Origin of the sequence: Thioclava arctica (assembly GCF_040892615.1) — a bacterium.
Lineage (GTDB): Bacteria > Pseudomonadota > Alphaproteobacteria > Rhodobacterales > Rhodobacteraceae > Thioclava > Thioclava arctica.
The window spans coordinates 179,742-199,888 of record NZ_JBFRYC010000004.1 but is presented as its reverse complement, the minus strand read 5'-3'; the positions used below and the strand labels follow the sequence as shown (position 1 = coordinate 199,888).

General features: G+C 60.9%; 17 protein-coding genes. 5 read left to right on the top strand and 12 right to left on the bottom strand.

The features are described from left to right. Positions 1-8: 8 nt before the first annotated feature. Entirely contained in the window at positions 9-467 is a 459-nt protein-coding gene (locus AB4874_RS09275) for an Lrp/AsnC family transcriptional regulator (RefSeq protein ID WP_295533248.1), read from the bottom strand. 132 nt (positions 468-599) lie between these two features. Between AB4874_RS09275 and AB4874_RS09270 the strand changes: the two genes are divergently transcribed. Next, on the top strand, positions 600-4,031 hold the full coding sequence (locus AB4874_RS09270; RefSeq protein WP_368391770.1) for an indolepyruvate ferredoxin oxidoreductase family protein: 3,432 nt from the start codon (positions 600-602) through the stop codon (positions 4,029-4,031). 19 nt (positions 4,032-4,050) lie between these two features. Here AB4874_RS09270 and AB4874_RS09265 read toward each other — a convergent pair whose 3' ends face one another. The 7 genes from AB4874_RS09265 to paaN form a co-directional block, all read right to left on the bottom strand. Continuing rightward, the gene (locus AB4874_RS09265; protein ID WP_368391769.1) at positions 4,051-5,994 is read right to left on the bottom strand and encodes a 3-hydroxyacyl-CoA dehydrogenase NAD-binding domain-containing protein; all 1,944 of its coding nucleotides are present in this window, start codon (positions 5,992-5,994) and stop codon (positions 4,051-4,053) included. A gap of 10 nt (positions 5,995-6,004) precedes the next feature. Beyond that, positions 6,005-6,706, bottom strand: coding sequence for an ABC transporter ATP-binding protein (locus tag AB4874_RS09260; RefSeq protein ID WP_368391768.1), 702 nt, complete (start codon positions 6,704-6,706; stop codon positions 6,005-6,007). Then, positions 6,693-7,478, bottom strand: coding sequence for an ABC transporter ATP-binding protein (locus AB4874_RS09255; protein WP_368391767.1), 786 nt, complete (start codon positions 7,476-7,478; stop codon positions 6,693-6,695). Before AB4874_RS09255 ends, AB4874_RS09260 begins: the two co-directional genes overlap by 14 nt. Next, positions 7,475-8,431 carry a branched-chain amino acid ABC transporter permease gene (locus tag AB4874_RS09250; RefSeq protein ID WP_295533259.1) on the bottom strand — a complete coding sequence of 319 codons (957 nt, stop codon included), beginning with the start codon at positions 8,429-8,431 and terminating at the stop codon, positions 7,475-7,477. The genes AB4874_RS09255 and AB4874_RS09250 overlap by 4 nt, the downstream gene beginning before the upstream one ends. 3 nt (positions 8,432-8,434) lie before the next feature. Then, positions 8,435-9,307 (bottom strand): branched-chain amino acid ABC transporter permease, encoded by an 873-nt coding sequence (locus AB4874_RS09245; protein WP_295533261.1) that lies wholly within the window; start codon positions 9,305-9,307, stop codon positions 8,435-8,437. A gap of 76 nt (positions 9,308-9,383) precedes the next feature. Further along, on the bottom strand, positions 9,384-10,520 hold the full coding sequence (locus tag AB4874_RS09240) for an ABC transporter substrate-binding protein (protein ID WP_368391766.1): 1,137 nt from the start codon (positions 10,518-10,520) through the stop codon (positions 9,384-9,386). Between the two features lie 52 nt (positions 10,521-10,572). Further along, complete coding sequence (gene paaN, locus AB4874_RS09235; RefSeq protein ID WP_368391765.1) at positions 10,573-12,225, bottom strand: phenylacetic acid degradation protein PaaN; 1,653 nt, start codon at positions 12,223-12,225, stop codon at positions 10,573-10,575. 95 nt (positions 12,226-12,320) lie between these two features. Here paaN and paaG point away from each other — a divergent pair, with 95 nt between their 5' ends. The 4 genes from paaG to AB4874_RS09215 all read left to right on the top strand — a co-directional run bounded on the left by paaG (position 12,321) and on the right by AB4874_RS09215 (position 15,613). Then, complete coding sequence (paaG, locus tag AB4874_RS09230) at positions 12,321-13,115, top strand: 2-(1,2-epoxy-1,2-dihydrophenyl)acetyl-CoA isomerase PaaG (protein WP_368391764.1); 795 nt, start codon at positions 12,321-12,323, stop codon at positions 13,113-13,115. A 32-nt stretch (positions 13,116-13,147) separates the two neighbouring features. Next, on the top strand, positions 13,148-13,594 hold the full coding sequence (paaI, locus tag AB4874_RS09225; RefSeq protein WP_295533327.1) for a hydroxyphenylacetyl-CoA thioesterase PaaI: 447 nt from the start codon (positions 13,148-13,150) through the stop codon (positions 13,592-13,594). Between the two features lie 18 nt (positions 13,595-13,612). Then, entirely contained in the window at positions 13,613-14,923 is a 1,311-nt protein-coding gene (paaK, locus tag AB4874_RS09220) for a phenylacetate--CoA ligase PaaK (RefSeq protein ID WP_368391763.1), read from the top strand. 90 nt (positions 14,924-15,013) lie between these two features. Beyond that, positions 15,014-15,613 (top strand): TetR/AcrR family transcriptional regulator, encoded by a 600-nt coding sequence (locus tag AB4874_RS09215; RefSeq protein ID WP_368391762.1) that lies wholly within the window; start codon positions 15,014-15,016, stop codon positions 15,611-15,613. Between the two features lie 88 nt (positions 15,614-15,701). Here the strand turns inward: AB4874_RS09215 and paaZ are convergent, their stop codons facing one another. Genes paaZ through paaD form a run of 4 tightly spaced genes read right to left on the bottom strand, consistent with a single transcriptional unit; the run spans position 15,702 to position 20,147 of the window. Beyond that, positions 15,702-17,765 (bottom strand): phenylacetic acid degradation bifunctional protein PaaZ, encoded by a 2,064-nt coding sequence (gene paaZ / locus AB4874_RS09210; protein WP_368391761.1) that lies wholly within the window; start codon positions 17,763-17,765, stop codon positions 15,702-15,704. A gap of 16 nt (positions 17,766-17,781) precedes the next feature. Next, the gene (locus AB4874_RS09205; RefSeq protein WP_368391760.1) at positions 17,782-18,546 is read right to left on the bottom strand and encodes a Phenylacetic acid catabolic protein; all 765 of its coding nucleotides are present in this window, start codon (positions 18,544-18,546) and stop codon (positions 17,782-17,784) included. Continuing rightward, on the bottom strand, positions 18,536-19,612 hold the full coding sequence (paaE, locus tag AB4874_RS09200; protein WP_368391759.1) for a 1,2-phenylacetyl-CoA epoxidase subunit PaaE: 1,077 nt from the start codon (positions 19,610-19,612) through the stop codon (positions 18,536-18,538). The genes AB4874_RS09205 and paaE overlap by 11 nt, the downstream gene beginning before the upstream one ends. 19 nt (positions 19,613-19,631) lie before the next feature. Next, positions 19,632-20,147: a 1,2-phenylacetyl-CoA epoxidase subunit PaaD gene (gene paaD / locus AB4874_RS09195; protein ID WP_368391758.1), complete on the bottom strand. Its 516-nt coding sequence runs from the start codon at positions 20,145-20,147 to the stop codon at positions 19,632-19,634.

Genomic DNA, 20,147 nt, shown 5'->3' with positions numbered 1-20,147 from the left:
CGGGGGGGTCATAAGGGAAGTTCGTGGCTGCGTTTGACCTCGCGCAGGACGACATTGGTTTCGGCGCTTTGAACCGCAGGCAGGCGGAACAGAAACTCTTCGAGGAAGACGTTATAGGCGTCGATATCCTTGCACAGCAGGCGCAGATGATAATCCGCCTGACCGGTGGTCGCGTAGCACTCCAGCACCTCGGCGCGGGTCGTGATCGCGTCGATGAACTCTTTGAGATGCTCGGGATTGTGCCGGGTCAGGCGCACCTGCACCAAGGCGCTAAAAGCCAGCCCGGCCACGCGCGGCGACAGCTCGGCCTTGTAGCGTTCAATCAGACCCTGCTCTTCAAACAGGCGCACTCTGCGCCAGCATGCCGAGGCTGACATGCCAACCCGCTCCGCGATCTCGGCATTGGAAACACGGGAATCCGCTTGCAGTATTTTGAGGATTTCTTTGTCGCGACTGTCCAGTTCCATTTGGATAATATGACCACATAAGTCACTTATGTCGACACAAGATTTCGAACTATCGGCAGTGATTCCAGAAACGAGATCAGATTATCCAAAAACTGCGTGATATATTTCCGGTGATTTTAGGGGGGAAGGCCGATGAACCAGACCACGCATCAGTTTCAAAGCTACGCATTGTCGGATCGCTATGACGCATCGCACGGCCGGGTGTTTCTGACCGGGACGCAAGCTTTGGTGCGGATCATGTTCGATCAGGCACGTCGAGATCGCGCGGCGGGCCTGAACACCGCAGGGTTCATTTCGGGCTATCGTGGCTCACCGCTTGGCGGGCTTGATCTGGAGCTGTGGCGATCGCGTGCGCAGACCGATGCGGCGGGCATCACCTTCCTGCCTGCGGTGAACGAAGATCTTGGCGCAACGGCGGTGCTGGGGGCGCAACAAGCCGTGCTTGACCCCGATGCCACGGTCGAGGGCGTGTTTTCGATGTGGTATGGCAAAGGCCCCGGCGTTGATCGCTCAGGCGATGCGCTGCGCCATGGAAATGCCTACGGGTCCTCGCCCAAAGGGGGCGTTCTGGTGGTCGCGGGCGACGATCATGGCTGCGTTTCCTCATCGATGCCCCATCAGTCCGACGTGGCGTTCATGACGTGGTTCATGCCAACGCTGAACCCCGCCAATGTCGCGGAATATCTGACCTTCGGAGAATACGGGATCGCGCTAAGCCGCTATTCGGGCACATGGGTCGGGTTCAAGGCGATTTCAGAGACGGTGGAAAGTGGTCAATCGGTGGAATTACCCCAAGACCGGGTGTTTTCGCTCCCCGAGATCGACTTGCCGCCGGGCGGGTTGCATGTGCGCCGCTCGGATTTGCCCAGCCCGCTGATCGAAACCCGGATCGAACACAAGCTGCGCGCAGTCGAAGCCTTTGTCGAAGCCAACCCGATTGATCGCCACATCTATGACATCCGTGATGCCAGCTTTGGCATTGTCACCACGGGCAAAGGCCATCTTGATCTTATGGAAGCGCTGCGGCTTCTGGGGATTGATGAGGCCGCGTGCCGTCGCCTTGGCATTGATATCTACAAGGTCGGCATGGTCTGGCCGCTGGCGCGCCGCGATGCGCTGGCCTTTGTGCGCGGCAAGACCGAGGTTCTGGTGATCGAAGAAAAGCGCGGCATCATTGAGAGCCAGTTCAAAGAGTATTTCTACGACTGGCCCGGCGACAAGCCCAAGAAGATGGTGGGCAAGCACCGCGCGGCGGGCGATCCCCTGGTGCCCTGGACCGGAGAACTAAGCCCGCTTGGCCTAGTGCCCATCGTGGCAGAGCGTCTGAACGCCTATTTCCCCGATGAGGGCCTGCTGGCCAAGGCCCGCGCCCTGACCGATCATCCGCCGAGACTGCTCAACGTGCCCGGCGCGACCCGCACCCCCTATTTCTGCTCGGGCTGTCCGCATAACACCTCGACCAAACTGCCCGAAGGCAGCAAGGCGGCCTCTGGCATCGGCTGTCATGTGATGGCCAGCTGGATGGACCGCGAAACCGGGGGCTATGCGCAGATGGGCGCCGAGGGCGTGCCCCATCTGGTGGCGTCGAAATACTCCGGCGGCAAGCACATGTTCCAGAACCTCGGGGAAGGAACATGGTATCATTCCGGCTCGCTCGCGATCCGTCAGGCGGTCGCGACCGGGGCCAATATCACCTACAAGATCCTCTATAATGATGCGGTCGCGATGACCGGTGGCCAGCCGGTCGATGGCCCGATCAGCGTCAGCGCCATTGCGCAGACCTGCCGCGCCGAAGGGGTCGATCGGATCGCGCTAGTCTCGGACGACATCGCGAAATTCGAGCGCGCAGACTTCCCGCACGGGACCAGTTTCAACCCGCGCGAAGACCTGGACGCCGTTCAACGCGAGTTGCGCGACGTGCGCGGCGTCAGCGTCCTGATTTATGAGCAAACCTGCGCCACCGAGAAACGCCGCCGCCGCAAGCGTGGCACGATGCCCGACCCCAAGCGGTTTGCCTATATCAACCCCTCGGTGTGCGAAGGCTGCGGCGATTGCTCGGTGGAAAGCAACTGCCTGAGCATCGAGCCGCTCGACACCGAGTTTGGTCGCAAGCGCAAAGTCAATTTGTCGACCTGCAACAAGGACTTCTCGTGCCTCAACGGGTTTTGCCCCAGTTTCGTGACCATAGAAGGCGCAGTGCGGCGCAAGAAAACCGGGCGCGACGTGGATGTGGCAAGCTTGCTACGCGCCCTGCCCGCGCCGAAAATGTCAGGCCTTGCCAAGCCCTACGACCTACTGGTGACCGGTGTCGGGGGCACGGGCGTGGTGACGGTCGGGGCGCTGATCACGATGGCCGCGCATCTTGAGGGAAAAGGCGCATCCGTTCTTGATTTCACCGGATTTGCGCAGAAATTCGGCACCGTGCTCAGCTATATTCGTCTGGGCCAAAGCCCGGACGCAATCCATCAGGTGCGCACCGATATTGGCTCGGCCGAGGCTGTTATCGCCTGCGACATCGTGGTGTCCTCGGCACCGCGTGCGTCGGCCTATTTCAAGCCCGGCTCGCGGATCGTGCTCAATACCGCTGAAATGCCAACCGGTGACTTGGTGTTGCATCGCGATGCGAGCCTGAGTGTCGATCTGCGTGAACAGGCGATCCGCAGTATCGCGGGAACCGAGAACGTCTGGAGTTTTGACGCCAACGCATTGGCTGAGACGCTTTTGGGCGACAGCGTGTTCGCCAATGTCATCCTGCTTGGCTATGCGTGGCAAAAAGGGCTGGTGCCGGTCAGCGAAGCGGCTCTCAAACAGGCGATCACCCTGAACGCCGTGGCAGTTGAGAAAAATGCTCGCGCATTCGATCTGGGCCGGGTGCTGGCAGAGACGCCGGATGCCATCCTTGCGCAAGAAACCCCGGCTGCGCCCCCAAGTCTTGAGGCGCTCATCGCCAAGCATGTGGCTTTTCTGACCGAGTATCAGAACGCCCGCTACGCAGAGCGCTACACGCGCTCCCTCACGCGTTTCCGTGCGGCTCTGCGCGATGATCTGGACCCAGCCTGTGCGCAGGATCTGACCACAGCGGCGGCGAAATCGCTATTCAAGCTGATGGCCTATAAGGACGAATACGAGGTCGCGCGCTTACATGGGCAAGACAGTTTCGCCACGGCTCTGGCACAGGAATTCGAGCCCGGCTTCAAGATCAATTATCACATGGCCCCGCCGATTTTCTCTCGCAAGACGGATGCGCGCGGACGGCCCGTCAAACGCAGCTTCGGCCCGTGGATGACACCGGCACTGCGCGCGCTCGCCTCGCTGCGCCGCCTGCGGGGGACCAAGTTCGATCTGTTTGGCTACAGCCAGGAGCGTAAACAAGAAGTTGCCCTGATCGACTGGTTCGAAACCCTTCTTGAAACCCTACCCGCGCTGATCTCGGACAAGACCGCGGCCTCGGCGCAAGAGGCGCTTGAAATACCGATGCAGTTCCGCGGCTATGGCCCGGTTAAAGATGAGGCGATCCGCAGGTTCAAACCCAAGGCAGACGCGCTTGTCAAAGCTATGGCTTAGGACAGGCGCGCCTGAGCCCCTAGCGGTGCTTGCCGCTCGCAAACATCGGGCCACCTTTCCAGCGCGGGAAACCGTAGCCGTGGATCTCGACCAGATCGATATCGCTGGCCTTGTCGGCGATCCCCTCTGTAAGAATGGCCTCGCCTTCGGCTGCCATCGCCGCAATCAGTTGCGCGGCGATCTGAACGTCCTCAAGACCGGGCGCGTCCTTGGCGATGTGGGGCGCAAGCAGTTCTGCCACGCGCGCTGAGGGCTGGGGCGTGCGATCGCCCTCGGTGTAATCATACCAGCCGCCGCCCGTTTTTTGCCCCTTGCGCCCTGCCCCAACAAGGATATCGCCCAGCGTCTCGGGCACGTCCTGACCCGCAGCGCGCGCGCCCTCGCGTTGCAGATAAGCGATGTCGAGCCCGCCCAAGTCTTGCGCCTCAAACGGGCCCATCCGAAAGCCATATCCACGCATCGCGGCGTCGACCTGTGCAATCGGCACACCGCGCCGCACGAGGGTTTCCGCCTCGGCACGGTAGCGTTTGAGAATGCGGTTGCCGATGAAGCCCTCGCAGATGCCAGCGCGGACCGGGATCTTGTTCAATTGCTTGGCCAGTGCGAAACCCGTGGCCAGAACGTCTGGTGCCGTGTCTGGCAGGGGCACGATTTCCAGCAGCTTCATGATCTGGGCGGGGCTGAAGAAATGCAGGCCGATGAAACGCTCGGCCCCCGGCAATCCGGCGAAGATCTCGCGCGGGTCAATATAAGAGGTGTTCGTGGCCAAGATCGCATCGCGGCGACAGTGCGCGATCAGGTTTTCAAACACCTGCCGCTTGACGGACAGCTCCTCAAAAACCGCCTCGATAACCAGATCACACTCCGACAATGCCGCATAATCGGTAGCCCCCGTGACACCCTCCATCAGCGCATCGCGCGCCTGCTCAGTGAGCTTGCCCCGCTTGATCGCGCCGGCGAATGTCTTGGCCAGCGTGTCGATCCCGCGTGCCAGCGCGTGATCGTCGCGCTCGATCAACACCACCGGCAGCCCGGCGCTGCGCAGAGCTGCCGCGATCCCTGCCCCCATCGTCCCGCCGCCCACAACGCCAACCTGCGCCAGCTTGCGCGGCGTCACGTCGCGCAGCGCATCTGGGCGGGGTGCGGCGCGCTCAGCAAAGAACACGGCGCGCAGGGCTGCCGCCTCATCCGAGGTGCGCAGCGCGAGAAAGCTCTCACGCTCTGCGGCCATGGCTGCGTCAAAGGGCAGTTCGGTGGCGCGGCGCAGCGCGGCGAGCGCCTCAAGCGGTGCGCGATGGCCCGGTTTTGCCGCCAGTTTGCGCTTGGCCTCCCAAAACGCGTCATCCATTTTCGCGACCGGACGCGCCGAAATCGGCGCTGGCAGGGGTTTGGCCAAAGCTGCCTTGGCAAAGGCAATCGCGCCTGCCTCGAGATCGCCCTCGATCACCGCATCAATCAGCCCTGCTTCGCGCGCCTTGGACGCCGCCATCGGCTTGCCCGACGTCACCAGATCCACGGCCACCTCGACGCCTGCCAGACGGGGTGTGCGCACGGTGCCCGACGCGCCGGGGATGATGCCAAGCGTGACCTCTGGCAGGCCGATTTTCGCCTGCGGCACGGCCACGCGAAACCGGCACCCCATCGCAATCTCGAACCCACCGCCCAAGGCCGAACCGTGGATTGCTGCGATCCATGGCACGCGTGCGGCTTCGAGATGATCCACCAGATCGGGCAGATGCGGCGGCTCTGGGGTCTGCCCGAATTCGCGCACATCCGCGCCCGCAATGAACGTGCGGCCCTGACAGATCAGGATCGCGGCGCGCAAGGTCGGATCGGCATCGATGTCCTCAACGGCCTGCCACAGCGCTTTGCGCACCGCCGCCGAGATCGCATTGACCGGCGGGTTGTCGAGCGTGACGATAGCGATATCGCCCTGAGGATGGATCGAAACGGGAGTGTTCATATTGGCCTCTTCAGATTCCCAGATAGGCTTCGCGGATGCGCGGATCCGCAATCAACTCGGCCGCGGGGCCAGTCATCGTGATCTGGCCGGTTTCCATGACATAGCCACGATCCGCAATCTTGAGCGCGCCATAGGCGTTTTGTTCCACCAGCAAGATCGTGACATCGCGCGCGCGCAGACTTTCCACCACCTCGAAGATTTGCGCAACGATCAGCGGCGCCAACCCCATTGAGGGTTCATCAAGCAACAGGCAATGCGGCCGCCCCATCAAGGCGCGCGCAATCGCCAGCATCTGCTGCTGCCCGCCGGACAATCCGCCCGCCACCAGATTGCGCTTTTCGCGCAGGATCGGGAACATCGCGAAGGCATCTTGCATATCGCGCTCGACCCGCTCGTCGGTGAATAGGAACGCCCCCAGCCGCAGGTTTTCCTCAACCGACAGGTTGGTGAAAATTTGCCGCCCCTCGGGCGATTGCGCCAATCCGCGCCGCAAGCGGCGATAGGCGGGCACCGAGGTCAGCTCATCGCCGCGAAAATGAATGCGACCCGCACTGACTGGCTGTGTTCCCGACAGGCATTGCAATAGCGTTGTCTTGCCCGCGCCATTCGCGCCCACAACAGTCACGATTTCGCCCGAGCGGACCTCAAGGTCCACGCCGTGCAACACCTCGATCCGCCCATAGGCCGAGCGCAACCCCTCAACTGTCAGCATCGACACTCTCCTCATCTCCCGCGCCCAGATAGGCCGCGATCACCGCAGGATTCTTCGACACGCTTTGCGGGCTGCCTTCGGCGATCTTTTCACCGTGATCGAGCACGACGATATGGTTCGAGATCCGCATCACCATCTTCATGTCATGCTCAACCAGCAAGATCGCAATGCCCGACTGCGCCAGTTCCGCGATCAGATGGTCGATCTCTTCGGTCTCGACCGCGTTGCAGCCTGCGGCGGGCTCATCCAGCAGCAAGACACGCGGCTGCATCGCAAGCGCCCGCGCGATCTCAAGCCGTTTGAGCGCGCCGTAAGACAGGTTGCCCGCCAATTCTTCGGCGGCCTTGTCCAGACGCACCCGTTTGAGAAGCTCTTGGGCCTGTGCGCGTGCAATCTGGGAACGCCGACGCGCGGCGGGCAAGGCCAACAGATCTGCGATCAGCGAGCCGCTTTCGCTTTGGTGAAAGCCCACGATCACATTTTCCAGAACCGTCATTTCCTGAAATATCTGCAGGTTCTGAAACGTGCGGGTCAGCCCCATGCGCGCGAGGCGATGCGGCTCGGCTGCGGTCACATCCTGCCCGTCAAGGCGCACATGGCCGCTATCGGGCAGATAGACCCCCGAAATCATGTTGAACAAGGTCGTTTTTCCAGCGCCGTTGGGGCCGATGATTGACACGATCTCGCCCGGCTCGGCGGAAAACCCGACATTATCGACCGCGCGCAATCCGCCAAAACCGATGCCAAGGCCCGATACTTCCAGCAAGCTCATTCGCCCCTCCCCTTCAACTTGGCCGCGATCGAGGGCAACAGCCCACGGGGCAGGAAAATCATCACAAGGATCATCACCAGCCCCAGCACAAGCTGTTCGTATTCGGCAAAGACCGTCAGCACCTGCGGCAGCAGCGTCAGGATTGCACTCCCCGTCACCGCGCCAAGGACCGAGCCAACACCCCCCAGAACAGCCATCGTCACCATCTCGATCGAGTGCATGAAGCCTGCGATATCGGGGGTGACGAACTGGTTTTGCAGCGCCAGAAGCGAGCCTGCGACCGATGCATAGACGGCCGAGATAACAAAAGCTTGCAGCTTGAGGCGTGCTACATCAATGCCCACGGTGCGCGCTGCCACCTCAGAGCCGTGCAGCGCGCGCATGGCGCGCCCGGTGGCGCTTTGGAACAGGTTGAGCGCGATCCAGACGCCGACCAGCATCGCCAGCGCGCTCAGGATATACCAGAACTCTCCGCTCGACAGCTTCCAGCCCCAGCCGCGCAGGATTTTGCGCAACGCAAGCCCTTGTACCGCCATCCCATCGGGACCGCCGGTCAAGGCGCGCTCATTGGTCAGCACCATGCTCACAAGAATGCCAAAGCCAAGCGTTGCGACCGCCAGATAATAGCCGCGCAACCGCAAGATCGGCTTGCCGATCAACACCGCAAGCACCGCAGAGATCACGGCCCCGAGCAGGATCGACAAGGATGGCGGCAGGCCCAGATGCGCGGGCGCAAGCGCACAGGCATATCCGCCAATGCCGGCAAACCCAGCATGGCCAAGGCTGATCTGCCCGGCATAGCCGATCAGGATCACAAGCCCGGTCACTGCCAGTCCGTTGACAAAAATCAGCGCCCCGACCCGGTAATAATAGCCCGAGGGAAAGAACAGCGGCAGCACCGCAACCAGCACCGCAAGCGCCGCCAGTTGCATCCATTTCGAAGACAGTTTCATGGTTCAGACCCTCTCCGTCGTGCTTTTGCCAAACAGGCCCTGAGGCATCACGAACAGCACCGCGAGGATCACGATGAAGGCGACCGCATCCTTGTATTGCGAGCTCAGATAGCCTGCGGTCAGCGCCTCGAGAAGACCCAGTGAGATGCCCCCCACCAAGGCCCCCTTGGGATTGCCCATTCCGCCCAGCATCGCAGCGGCAAAGCCCTTGAGCGCAAGCCCGACACCTACGTCATAGCCGACCAAAGTGATCGGCGTGACCAGCACGCCCGCCAGCGCCCCGATCGCCGCCGAAAGCGCGAAAGACAGCGTCATGACCCAGCCGGTATTGATCCCCACAAGCTGCGCGGCAAGGCGGTTATTTGCGGTGGCCAGCACTGCTTTGCCCGTCAGCGTCTTGGTGAAGAACAGCCATAGACCGATGAAAACAAGCACCGCGCCACCAATCACCCACAGGCTTTGCGGCACGATTGTCGCGCCAAAGATGTGGATCGGTTGATCGCCGGAAAAGGACGGAAAGCGGTGCAGTTGCTTGTCAAAAATCAGCTGCGCCGCGCCACGGATAAAGATCGAGGCGCCGATGGTGATGATGATCAGCGACACCACGGGTGCGCCGCGCGCGGGCTCCAGCGCAAGCTTGTTCAGCGCGACCCCGACCAGCGATGTGATCGCAATCGCGAGAACAGCCGCGAGGGGCAGGGGCAGCCCCGCCTGATAGGTGAAAACCGTGATCATCCCGCCCAGCATGACGAATTCGCCCTGGGCGAAATTCACCACGTCGGAGGCGTTGTAGATGATCGTAAACCCAAGCGCGACCAGCGCATAAACCGCGCCAACCGTCACGCCGGACAGCAAAAATTGCAACAAGGCGTCCATGAACGTCTCCGATGAAGTCTGGTCCTGTCCGGGGCGATCGCGAAACCGCCCCGGACCGATGAACCTGGCCTGTGGATTAGTCGATCAGCGTCCAGCCGCCATCGCGGATTTCAAGCATCTTGAAGGCCGACAGATCGAGACCAAGGTGATCCTCGGGCGAGAAGCTATAGATGCCCGTGGTGCCGACATAGCCTTGCGTGGCCTCCAGCGCGTCGCGAATGGCCGCGGGATCGCTACCGCCCGTCTTCATCGCATTGGTCATCAAATCGACAGCGTCATGAGCATAGCCCCCGAATGTCGAAACCGTCTCGCCGTATTTCGCCTCATAGGCGGTCTTGTAGGCCGTCACGACAGGCTTTTGCGGATCGCTATCGGGCAGGATCGCGGCCACCAGCAGCGCGGTGCCCGGCAGGCGCACACCTTCGGCCGCTGCAGCCCCGGCAAGTTCGATGAACCCATCTGACGCAACCCCATGGCTTTCATAAAGCGGCAGATCGATGCCAAGCTGGGCCTTGTTGCGCGTCACGATAGCCGGGCCTTGACCGAAACCGGGATTAAGAATGGCCTGAACACCGTCCGTATTGCGGATCTTGGTCAGCTGCGGGGTCATATCGGCATCTTGAGGCCCGTAGGTTTCATCCGATAGGATCTCGATTGCGTATTTCGGCGCAACATCCTTGCACTGCGCCTGCATCGAGGCACCAAACCCGTCCGTCCCCGAGATCATGCCAATCTTGGTGATCCCCTTTTGCTGCATATCGCTGAAAATCTTTTCACAGGCCATGCGATCGGTATGGGGCGTCTTGAACACCCATTTATGCACCGGATCGATGATCTGAATGGCACCCGCCAGCGAGATGAACGGAACTTCTGCATCCTCGGCAACCGACAGGATCGACATCGTCGTGCCGGTGGTCGAGCCGCCGATGATTGCGACAACCTCGTCATCCTCGACCAGACGCGTGGCAAAGGTGCGTGCCTTGTTCGGGTCACCGCCATCGTCATACAGCACCAGATCAATCTTCTCGCCGTTGATCCCGCCAGCTTCGTTGATTTGCTCGACCATCATCTCGATGGTCTTGGCCTCTGGATCGCCCAAGAAGGCCGCCGGGCCCGAAGCCGACAGGCTTGCCCCCAGCTTGATATCAGCCATCGCCGCAGTGCTTCCCAACACCACAAGTGCGCTTACAGCCGTTGTCATTAACAGTTTCATAGATAGTCCTCCCATACTCTCCAAAACCAAAGCTTGCCGTTGGCGTCTCTCCTTATGCCGCTTTCGGCCAGCGGATCATCACGCGCCGGAACCGGGACGCGACGAAGGCGGTGTCAGTCAGGCTGGCATTTCCGGCCGGATTGGCTCCGGTGACGTGGAAATCGGAAAATGCAGCGGACTGATTGACATAGATATTGCCGGTCAGATTGACCGACAGATTGACCCCGGCTGCTGCAAAGGCCATCGCGGCCTGCTCGATCAAGTCCGGGTCATTGGCGTAAAGCGCGGCTGTGATCGCGCCTTTGCGCGTCGCGATGCCTGAGGCACGCGCAATCGCATCTTGCGCATCCTCGCAGGGGATTACAAAGCTCACCGGGCCAAAACATTCGTCGTCTTGCAGGCCAGACCCCGCCCCATCCACCACCACCAAAAGCGGCGTAGCCGAGCGCCCTGCCCCAGTCTCGTCGCTCTCGCGCACCACCTGCCCCGCGTGACGCGCAGCCGCGATACGTTCCAGCGTCGCGGGGTTCACGATGGCACCACAAATTGCCGAGGCGCTTTGGGGATCTGCCAACAAGGCGTCGATCGCCGCCACGATACCGGCGACCACCGCGTCAAAGCTTTTGTGGCCCTCGGCTGTCTGAATGCCACCGCGCGGGATGTAGATGTTTTGCGGCGCGGTGCACATCTGCCCCGAATACAGCGACAGCGAGAAAGCCAGATTGGCGCACATCCCGGCGAAATCGTCCGTGCCGGTGATCGAGACCGAATTCACGCCAGTTTCTTCTGTGAAAACAAGCGTCTGAGTGGCATTCGTGCGCAGCCAATCCGCAAAGCTGGATGAGCCCGTGTAGTCGATGATCGCCACAGCCGAGTCGGTCGCAAGCTCCTTGGTGATTTCGGCACCGGGTGCGTCAACGGCCAGCAGCACCGCGTCTTGCGGCAAACCGGCCTCGGCAAACACCTCACGCAGGACCTTGACCGTCAGCGCCAGCGGCAAGATCGCGTGCGGGTGCGGCTTGACGATCACCGTGTTTCCTGTGGCGAGACTGGCAAATACGCCCGAATAGCTGTTCCACGTCGGAAAGGTGTTGCACCCGATCGCCAAAGCCACGCCGCGCGGCACCAGATGCCAGCGCTTTTCGATCACCAGCGGGTCGGATTTGCCCTGCGGCTTCTCCCAAATCGCTGTTTGCGCCGTTGCCGTCATCTCGATCCAGGCGGCTGCGATTGCCTCAAACCCACGATCCTGCGCATGCGGGCCACCGGCCTGAAACGCCATCGGAAAAGCCTGCCCCGTGGCGTGCATCGTCGCCTCGCCGATCAGGAATGACATCTGGTTCAGCCGGATCAGGGCCTCGATCAACGCCCCCACGCGCGCCTGCATTGAGGCTTTGCCCCACTGCGCCCCCGCCGCCTGCGATGCCGCGATCAGCGCGGCCGGAGGCACCGCAGGATAGCTGATTGCCACATCCTGCCCCCAAGGGGACTGCTCTGCCCCAAGGCGTGCGGTCTCGGGATGGCCGGGCAGCATGAACGCGCCGCCAAGCAGCGCCTCATAAGCCGCATGGCCGTCCCGGCGCGCATCGGCCCCGTAAATTTTTGTGCTAGGCGTTTCGGGAAAAGGCGTCCAGAATTCACGCACGCGCCACGCATGAACAGCACGATCCAGCAAGTCGCGATGGCGATCAAAGAAATCCGTCATGTCTCCTCCCAGAGTTCGATTCGTATCATTGACCGACCGGACGGTTTATGCAACTATTTGTTTGAGGGGCTCGAAAAAGAGCCAGGGAGACAGACATGACATCATCACAAACTTTGCTTTCCTTTCAGGAGGCTGGCGTCCTGAAGCTGACGCTCAACCGCCCGGAAAAGTTGAACTCTTTTAACGAAGAGATGCATCTCGCGCTGCGCGGCGAACTGGAACGCGCCTGCGACGATGACGCGATTCGCGCGGTGCTTCTGACCGGGGCCGGACGAGGGTTTTGCGCAGGCCAAGATCTGGGCGACCGCGATCCGCGCAAGGGTGGACCCAAGCCCGATCTGGGCGCGACCATCGAGACGTTTTACAACCCGCTCCTGCGGCTGATCCGCAGCCTTGAAAAGCCAGTCATTTGCGCCGTCAACGGCGTGGCGGCGGGGGCTGGCGCGAATATTGCCTTTGCCTGCGACATCGTTCTTGCCGCGCAATCGGCGAAATTCATTCAGGCGTTTTCCAAGATCGGGTTGATCCCGGATGCCGGTGGAAGCTGGTCTCTGGCGCGCATTCTGGGCGAGCCGCGCGCCAAGGCCCTCACCCTTCTGGCCGAGCCCCTGCCCGCGCAGACGGCAGCTGACTGGGGGTTGATCTGGCGCGCCGTAGAGGATGACGCGCTCCAAGCCGAAGCCTTGGCCATTGCAAGTAAACTCGCAGCCGGTCCGACCACAGGTCTGGGCCTGACCAAGCGTCTTATTCAAGAGGCCGCGACAAGCGATCTCGACACGCATCTCGATCGGGAACGCGACTGCCAGCGCGAAGCCGGGTTCACCGACGATTATGCCGAAGGCGTCACCGCCTTTCTGGAGAAACGTTCCGCCAATTTCACGGGGCATTGATCATGGCCAAAGATATGAAACCGCTGACGGATATGACACCGCAAGAGCTGGCCGAGGCCTGCGCCGCCGCGATGTGGAACGACGATTCCGCCTCGCAACGCCTCGATATGGAGCTGCGCCACATCGCACCGGGCGCCGCCACTTTGGCGATGACGATCACCAACGCCATGACCAACGGGCACGGAACAGCGCATGGCGGCTATATTTTCACGCTGGCCGACAGCGCCTTTGCCTTCGCTTGCAACACCTACAATCAGGTCACTGTCGCACAGCATTGCTCGATCACCTACATCGCGCCGGGGGCGAGCGGTGATCAGTTGATCGCCACCGCGAAGGAGGTGTCGCGGCGCGGGCGCTCGGGCATCTATGACGTGCATATCGCGCGCGCGGACGGAACCTTGATCGCAGAATTCCGCGGCCATTCGCGCAGCTTGGGCACACCGCATCTGTCGGATGAAACGCCGACAAAAGACGTATGATTTTTGGGAGGAAACCAGATGATCAACCTAAAACCCAGCAAAGAAATGCTCGATCCGATCGAGACCGCCTCGCGTGACGAAATCTCCGCGCTGCAGTTTCACCGGATGCGGCGCTCGCTGACCCATGCCTATGAAAACTCGCCCTTCTATCGCAAACGCTTTGACGAGCACGGCGCGCATCCCGAAGACCTCAAAACACTGTCCGATCTGTCGAAATTCCCCTTCACCTACAAGCAGGATCTGCGCGACAACTACCCGTTCGACATGTTCGCCGTTCCGCGCAAAAGTCTGGTGCGCGTGCATGGGTCGTCGGGCACGACCGGCAAACCCACGGTGGTGGGCTATACCAAGGGCGATATCGATGTCTGGGCCGATGTGGTTGCGCGTTCGATCCGCGCTTCGGGCGGGCGGCCCGGCGATATCTGCCACATCGCCTATGGCTACGGGCTGTTCACGGGCGGGCTTGGGGCCCATTACGGCGCGGAACGTCTGGGCTGCACGGTTGTGCCAATCTCGGGCGGGATGACAGAGCGTCAGGTCACGTTGATGCAGGATTTCAAGCCCGACATCATCATGGTGACCCCGTCCTATATGCTGTCGATCCTTGATGAATTCCGCCGTCAGGGGATCGACCCGCGCGAAAGTTCTCTCAAGGTCGGCATTTTTGGCGCCGAGCCTTGGACCAACAAGATGCGCGAAGAGATCGAGCAGGCCTTCGACATGCATGCCGTTGATATTTATGGGCTATCCGAAGTGATGGGGCCGGGTGTTGCGAATGAATGTGTCGAGACCAAAGACGGGCTGCATGTCTGGGAGGATCACTTCTACCCCGAAATCATCGACCCCGTCACCGGCGAGGTTCTGCCCGACGGCGAGATGGGCGAGTTGGTCTTTACCACGCTCACCAAGGAAGGTCTGCCGATGGTGCGCTATCGCACCCGCGATCTGACGCGCCTATTGCCCGGCACTGCGCGCTCAATGCGGCGGATCGAAAAGATCACCGGGCGCAGCGACGACATGATGATCCTGCGCGGCGTCAACGTCTTCCCGACACAGATCGAAGAGCAAATCCTGAAAGTGAAAGGACTTGCGCCGCATTTCCAGATTGAACTGGTGCGCGCGGGTCGGATGGATGCGATGATCGTGCATGTCGAAGCCACGCCCGAACGCGCCTCAGCTGACGCCCGGTCTGCGGCGTCCAAAGAGCTTGCTCATCACATCAAATCGGTGGTTGGCGTTTCGTCCAAAATCGAAGTGCACGATCCCGGACAGATCGCGCGCTCTGAGGGCAAAGCCAAACGTGTGATCGACAATCGCCCCAAAGAATAACCCGACCGACTGGTCAATCACATACTCACTAGTCTATAGGGGGCAAACTTGCCCCCTTCAGCATTCAGGCCCATCAGGAGGCTGACCCCCATGGCCAGAACACGCGCCAGCGATTTTGAAGAAAAGCAACATAACCTATTACTCGATGCCGCCCGAGTTTTTGCCTCTCAGGGGATGGAGAAAGCCTCGATGTCGCAGATCGCGCTTGAGGCGGGCGTGTCGAAATCACTGCTTTATCATTACTACCCCTCGAAAGACGCGCTTATTTTCGCGATCATTCAGGCCCATCTTGAAGACCTCGATTACGCATTGGCCGAGGCAAATGACGCCACGCTGCCCCCCCATAAGCAGCTCAAGGCTTTGGTGATGGTGGTGCTGGACGCCTATCGTGGCGCTGACGATCAACACAAGGTTCAGCTGAATGCGGGACCGGCGCTCTCGGATGCGCAGAAGGCAGAACTGACCAAGCTTGAGCGCAAGATCGTGGGCTATTTCTCAAACGTGCTGCGCGCGATTCATCCCGAACTTGACCGCCCAGAGCGCCCGCTGGTGATGCCCGTGACGATGTCGCTGTTTGGCATGATGAACTGGGTCTATATGTGGTTCAAGGAAGGCGGGCCGATCTCGCGCGAGGATTACGCCGATGTTGCCACCACGCTGATCCTGGAAGGTGTGAAAGCCGTTCGCTAGAGCCGTGTTTTTGGCACTAATCAACACAAGTTAGTATCAGGGCCCGAAGATTTCCCCGGGCCCTTTTTTCATGTCGCGTCTTCGTAGATCAGGCCGCTTGCGGCCATGTCTTGGCCACCAGTGTCAACACATCATACTGGGCAACGACCTCGTCTTTCTGGTTGCTCACCCGACAATCCCAGCGCACCTCGCCGTATTCGCCATTGGCGCGCGGGTTGATCTCTTTGCAGGTCAGACGCACCTGCAGGCTGTCCCCGAAATAAACCGGTGTCAGAAAGCGCAAGTTATCCACGCCGTAATTGGCCAAAACCGGGCCCGGCTCGGGGTCGACAAACAGGCCCGCCGCGAAGGACGCGATCAGATAGCCATGCGCCACGCGATCCTCGAAGAAGGGATTGGCCTTGGCCGCGTCGCTATTCATATGGGCGTAGAACGTGTCCCCCGTGAAATGGGCGAAATGCTCGACATCCTCTTGCGTGACTTCGCGCGACTTGGTGAGGACCTGATCGCCGATGCGCAGCTCAGCAAGCGATTTGCGGAACGGATGGCCATCGGATTGCGCAGGCGCCCCGTCGACCCATTGCCCGGTTACCGCCGACAGCATCTCGGGCGTGCCCTGAATAGCGGTGCGCTGCATGAAATGTTTGACGCCACGAATGCCGCCCATTTCCTCGCCACCACCCGCGCGCCCCGGACCGCCATGCACCAAAGGCGCCAGCGGCGAGCCATGTCCCGTCGAGGTCTTGGCCGAGCCGCGATTCCCGATCAGGACGCGACCGTGATAGGGGGCAAGCCCCGTGACGACATCGCGCGCAATATCGCGATCATTGGTAAACAGCGAAGACACAAGCGAGCCGCGCCCCTTGCGCGCCAGCGCCACCGCCTCATCCGCGTCTTGATAGCCCATCACCGTAGCGACCGGACCGAACGCCTCGATACCATGTGCCGCATCCGCCGACATCGGGTCGCGCGCCCGCATCAGAACCGGTGTCATGAAGGCACCCTGCCCCGCATCACCGCTCACAAGCGTGACGTTTTCGGGATCGCCCGAAACGATCTCACAATCGGCGGCAATTTCGCGGATCTTCTCGCGCACGCCGTCGCGATCCTTGCGCGAAACCAGCGCCCCCATCTGCACGCCTTCGCCGTCGGGCAGACCAATCGCCGTCTTGGCCAAACGCGCGGAAAGCGCCTCGATCACGGCGTCTTCGAAACGGCTTGGAACGATCGCGCGCCGGATTGCAGTGCATTTCTGCCCCGCCTTGACCGTCATTTCACGCGCGACTTCCTTGACGAACAGATCGAATTCCGGCGTGCCCGGCTCGGCATCTGCCCCAAGAACGGAGGCGTTCAGGCTGTCCGCCTCCATCGTGAAGCGTACGGAATTCTGCACGATGGCCGGCGTCGCCTTAAGCATCCGCCCCGTGCCCGCAGAGCCGGTGAATGTCACAACGTCCTGCTCGCTCACATGATCCAGCAGATCCCCGGCCGAGCCCGTCACCAACTGCAACGCGCCCTCTGGCAGTAGCCCCGTTTCCAGCATCCGGCGCACCACCAGCTCGGTGAGATAGGCGGTCTGGGACGCCGGTTTGACGATGCAAGGCATCCCCGCAATCAGCGACGGCGCGATCTTTTCCAGCATCCCCCAGATCGGGAAATTGAACGCGTTGATATGAACCGCGACGCCTTCCATCGGGCTGAGCACGTGCTGGGCAACAAACGACCCGTCGCGCGACAACCTCTCGACGGGGCCTTCGGTGATCAGTTTCGCATTGGGCAGTTCAAGGCGCGCCTTGGACGAAAAGGTCAGCATCGTGCCGATGCCGCCATCAATGTCGATCCAGCCATCCTTGCGGGTCGCACCGGTGGCGAAATTCTCGAGGTAGAACTCCTCTTTCATCTCCATCAGTTTCAAACCAATGGCCTTGAGCATCAAGGCACGCTCATGGATCGTCTGCTTGCGCAGAGCAGGCCCGCCAACGCGACGCCCCCATTCCAGTGCTGCCTTGAAATCAAGCCCCTCGGTCCCGATCAGCGCGTGGATCTGACCGGTCGCGGCATTGTAAACCGGGCGCCCCTCGCCAGTGCCTGCACGCCAAGCTCCTTCAAGATAGCTTTGCAGACGGCGTGGTTTCACAGCCGTATCCTTCATGCCTTGTCCTTCCATGTCATGCGAGTCCAAGTGCCGCCAGCGCCTCGGCACTGCGTGCCTTCCAGCGCCCCAAAAGCACTTCATTCGGTGCGTGGCGCAGCCCCATCGCGGAGAGGCGATCAAACCTCTCCGAGGCGGCAACGCCAAAGGTCTCGGCCACGCGATCCTGCCAATAGGCAAGCGAAGCCGCGATGTCGGCCTTTCCCTCGGCGGTGGCGGCGATCCGTTCGAGCCCCTCGAACCCAAGCTCCATATGGCGCGTCTCAATCGGGGTGATTTCGCGCATCACTTCGGCAAACGGCGTGTAGGAAACACCCACCATCTCTTCGATCTGCACACAGGTCGCAAGGCCCATCAATGCGTTCATCACGCAGGCATCGACCCAGCCCGACAGAGGGTAGTGAAATACCGACAACCGCATGTCGCCACCCCGGCGGGTCGGGGCGCTTCGATCCTCGCGCGCCCCGCGGGCCGCCCAATCGTGGCTTTGATTGTAAAGCGCCTTGTCGGTGCCGAAATCTTCCATCAGATCCAGCACTTTTTCCGCATTAGAGGCTTTTTCCAATGTAATCCGGCTGGCCGCGATCCGTTCCTTGATACCCGGTGCCCAGTTGATCGCATTGGCAAAACCCGCCGATCCCGCCAACTCACTGTCGACAAAGGAGGACATCATGCGCATCAACTCGGCCCGATAGCGTGGCGAGACGTTTTCAGGCGACGTGACCTTGCCGCCCTGCGCGAGGTATTCAGCGACCGACATCGTTTCTGCATCATTCGTCATAGCTAAGCACCACCTTGTCCGAGAGCGGGATACATTGGCACGACAGCACATAACCCGCGCGCACTTCGTAATCCTCAAGCGCGTGGTTGACGTCCATCTCGACTTCGCCCTCAAGCACCTTGGCGCGGCAGGTCGAACAGACCCCGGCCTTGCAGGCATAGGGCGCATCCATTTTCTGCGCGAGCGCTGCATCCAGAATGGCCGTGCCATCCTTGGCCATTGCAAAGCTGCGGGTCGCGCCATCCAGCGTGATCGACACTTCACAGCTATTGGCCGTGCTTGCGCTGTCTTGCGAAACGGCACGCGCCTGCGCACGACCCGGCTGCGAGGACGCGAACAGTTCAAACTTGATCTGGCTGTCATCCAGACCGTGCTTGCGCAGGCTTTCGGCAATCGTCAGCATCATCGGCTCGGGGCCACAGATAAACGCGGTATCGACGGTCTCGGCATCGATCCACATCCGGAACAGGGCCTCCATTTTTGCAGCGTCGATGCGCCCGGTGAACAGCTCGATATCCTGACTTTCGCTTTCGAGGATATGGATCAACGAGAAGCGGCCCAGATAAGTGTTCTTCAGATCTTCCAGCTCTTCGCGGAACATGATCGAGCTGACCTGACGGTTGGCATAGACCAGCGTGAAGGTCGATTGCGGTTCCCGCGCAAGCACGGTTTTCACGATCGAAAGCAAAGGCGTGATCCCCGAACCGCCCGCAAAGCCAAGGTAGGTTTTGGTCTGCGCCGGGTCCAGTTGCGTGTAGAACTTGCCCATCGGAGGCATCGCCTCAATCACGTCGCCCGACTTGAGGGTTTCATTCGCCCAAGTCGAGAACGCCCCCCCGTCCACGCGCTTGATGCCGACTTTCAGACAGCCCTCATCAAGGCCAGCACAGATCGAATAGGACCGGCGCAGTTCTTGACCGTCGAAATCATGGCGAAAGGTCAGATATTGACCCTGGGTGAAATCAAATTGCGCTGCCGCATCCGTTTGCGGCTTCAGCGTGACAACGACCGCATCGCGCGTTTCCTTGCGGATTTCGGTCACTTCCAGCGGGTAGAAACGGGACATGAGCCTCTCCTCCTTTGGCTCAGATGCACTTGAAATAGTCGAACGGCTCGAGGCAATCCTTGCATCTGTAGGACGCCTTGCAGGGGGTAGAGCCGAATTGACTCACTTTTTCCGTATTGGTCGATCCGCAGCGTGGGCAGGCAACGCTGAGATTGCCCTCACCGCTCAACTTTGAAATCCGCCCGGCCAACACGCCATCGGCAGCCGTGCCATCGATGGGCGGAGCGATACCGAATGCGCGCAGCTTTTCGCGCCCGGACTCGGTTAGCCAATCTGTCGTCCATGCCGGGCTAAGCTGGCGCTGAATCTCGATCTTGTCGATCCCATGCGCACGCAAGGCGGCCTCGACATCAAACGAGATCACGCTGGTTGCCGGGCACCCCGAATAAGTCGGCGTGATTTTCACGGCCAGCGTATCGCCCTGCCATTCCACATCCCGCACGATCCCAAGATCGACAACCGAGATCACGGGAATTTCGGGGTCGGGAACGCCATCAAGCCATTCCCAGATCTGCTCTACACTGGGGCGCGACAT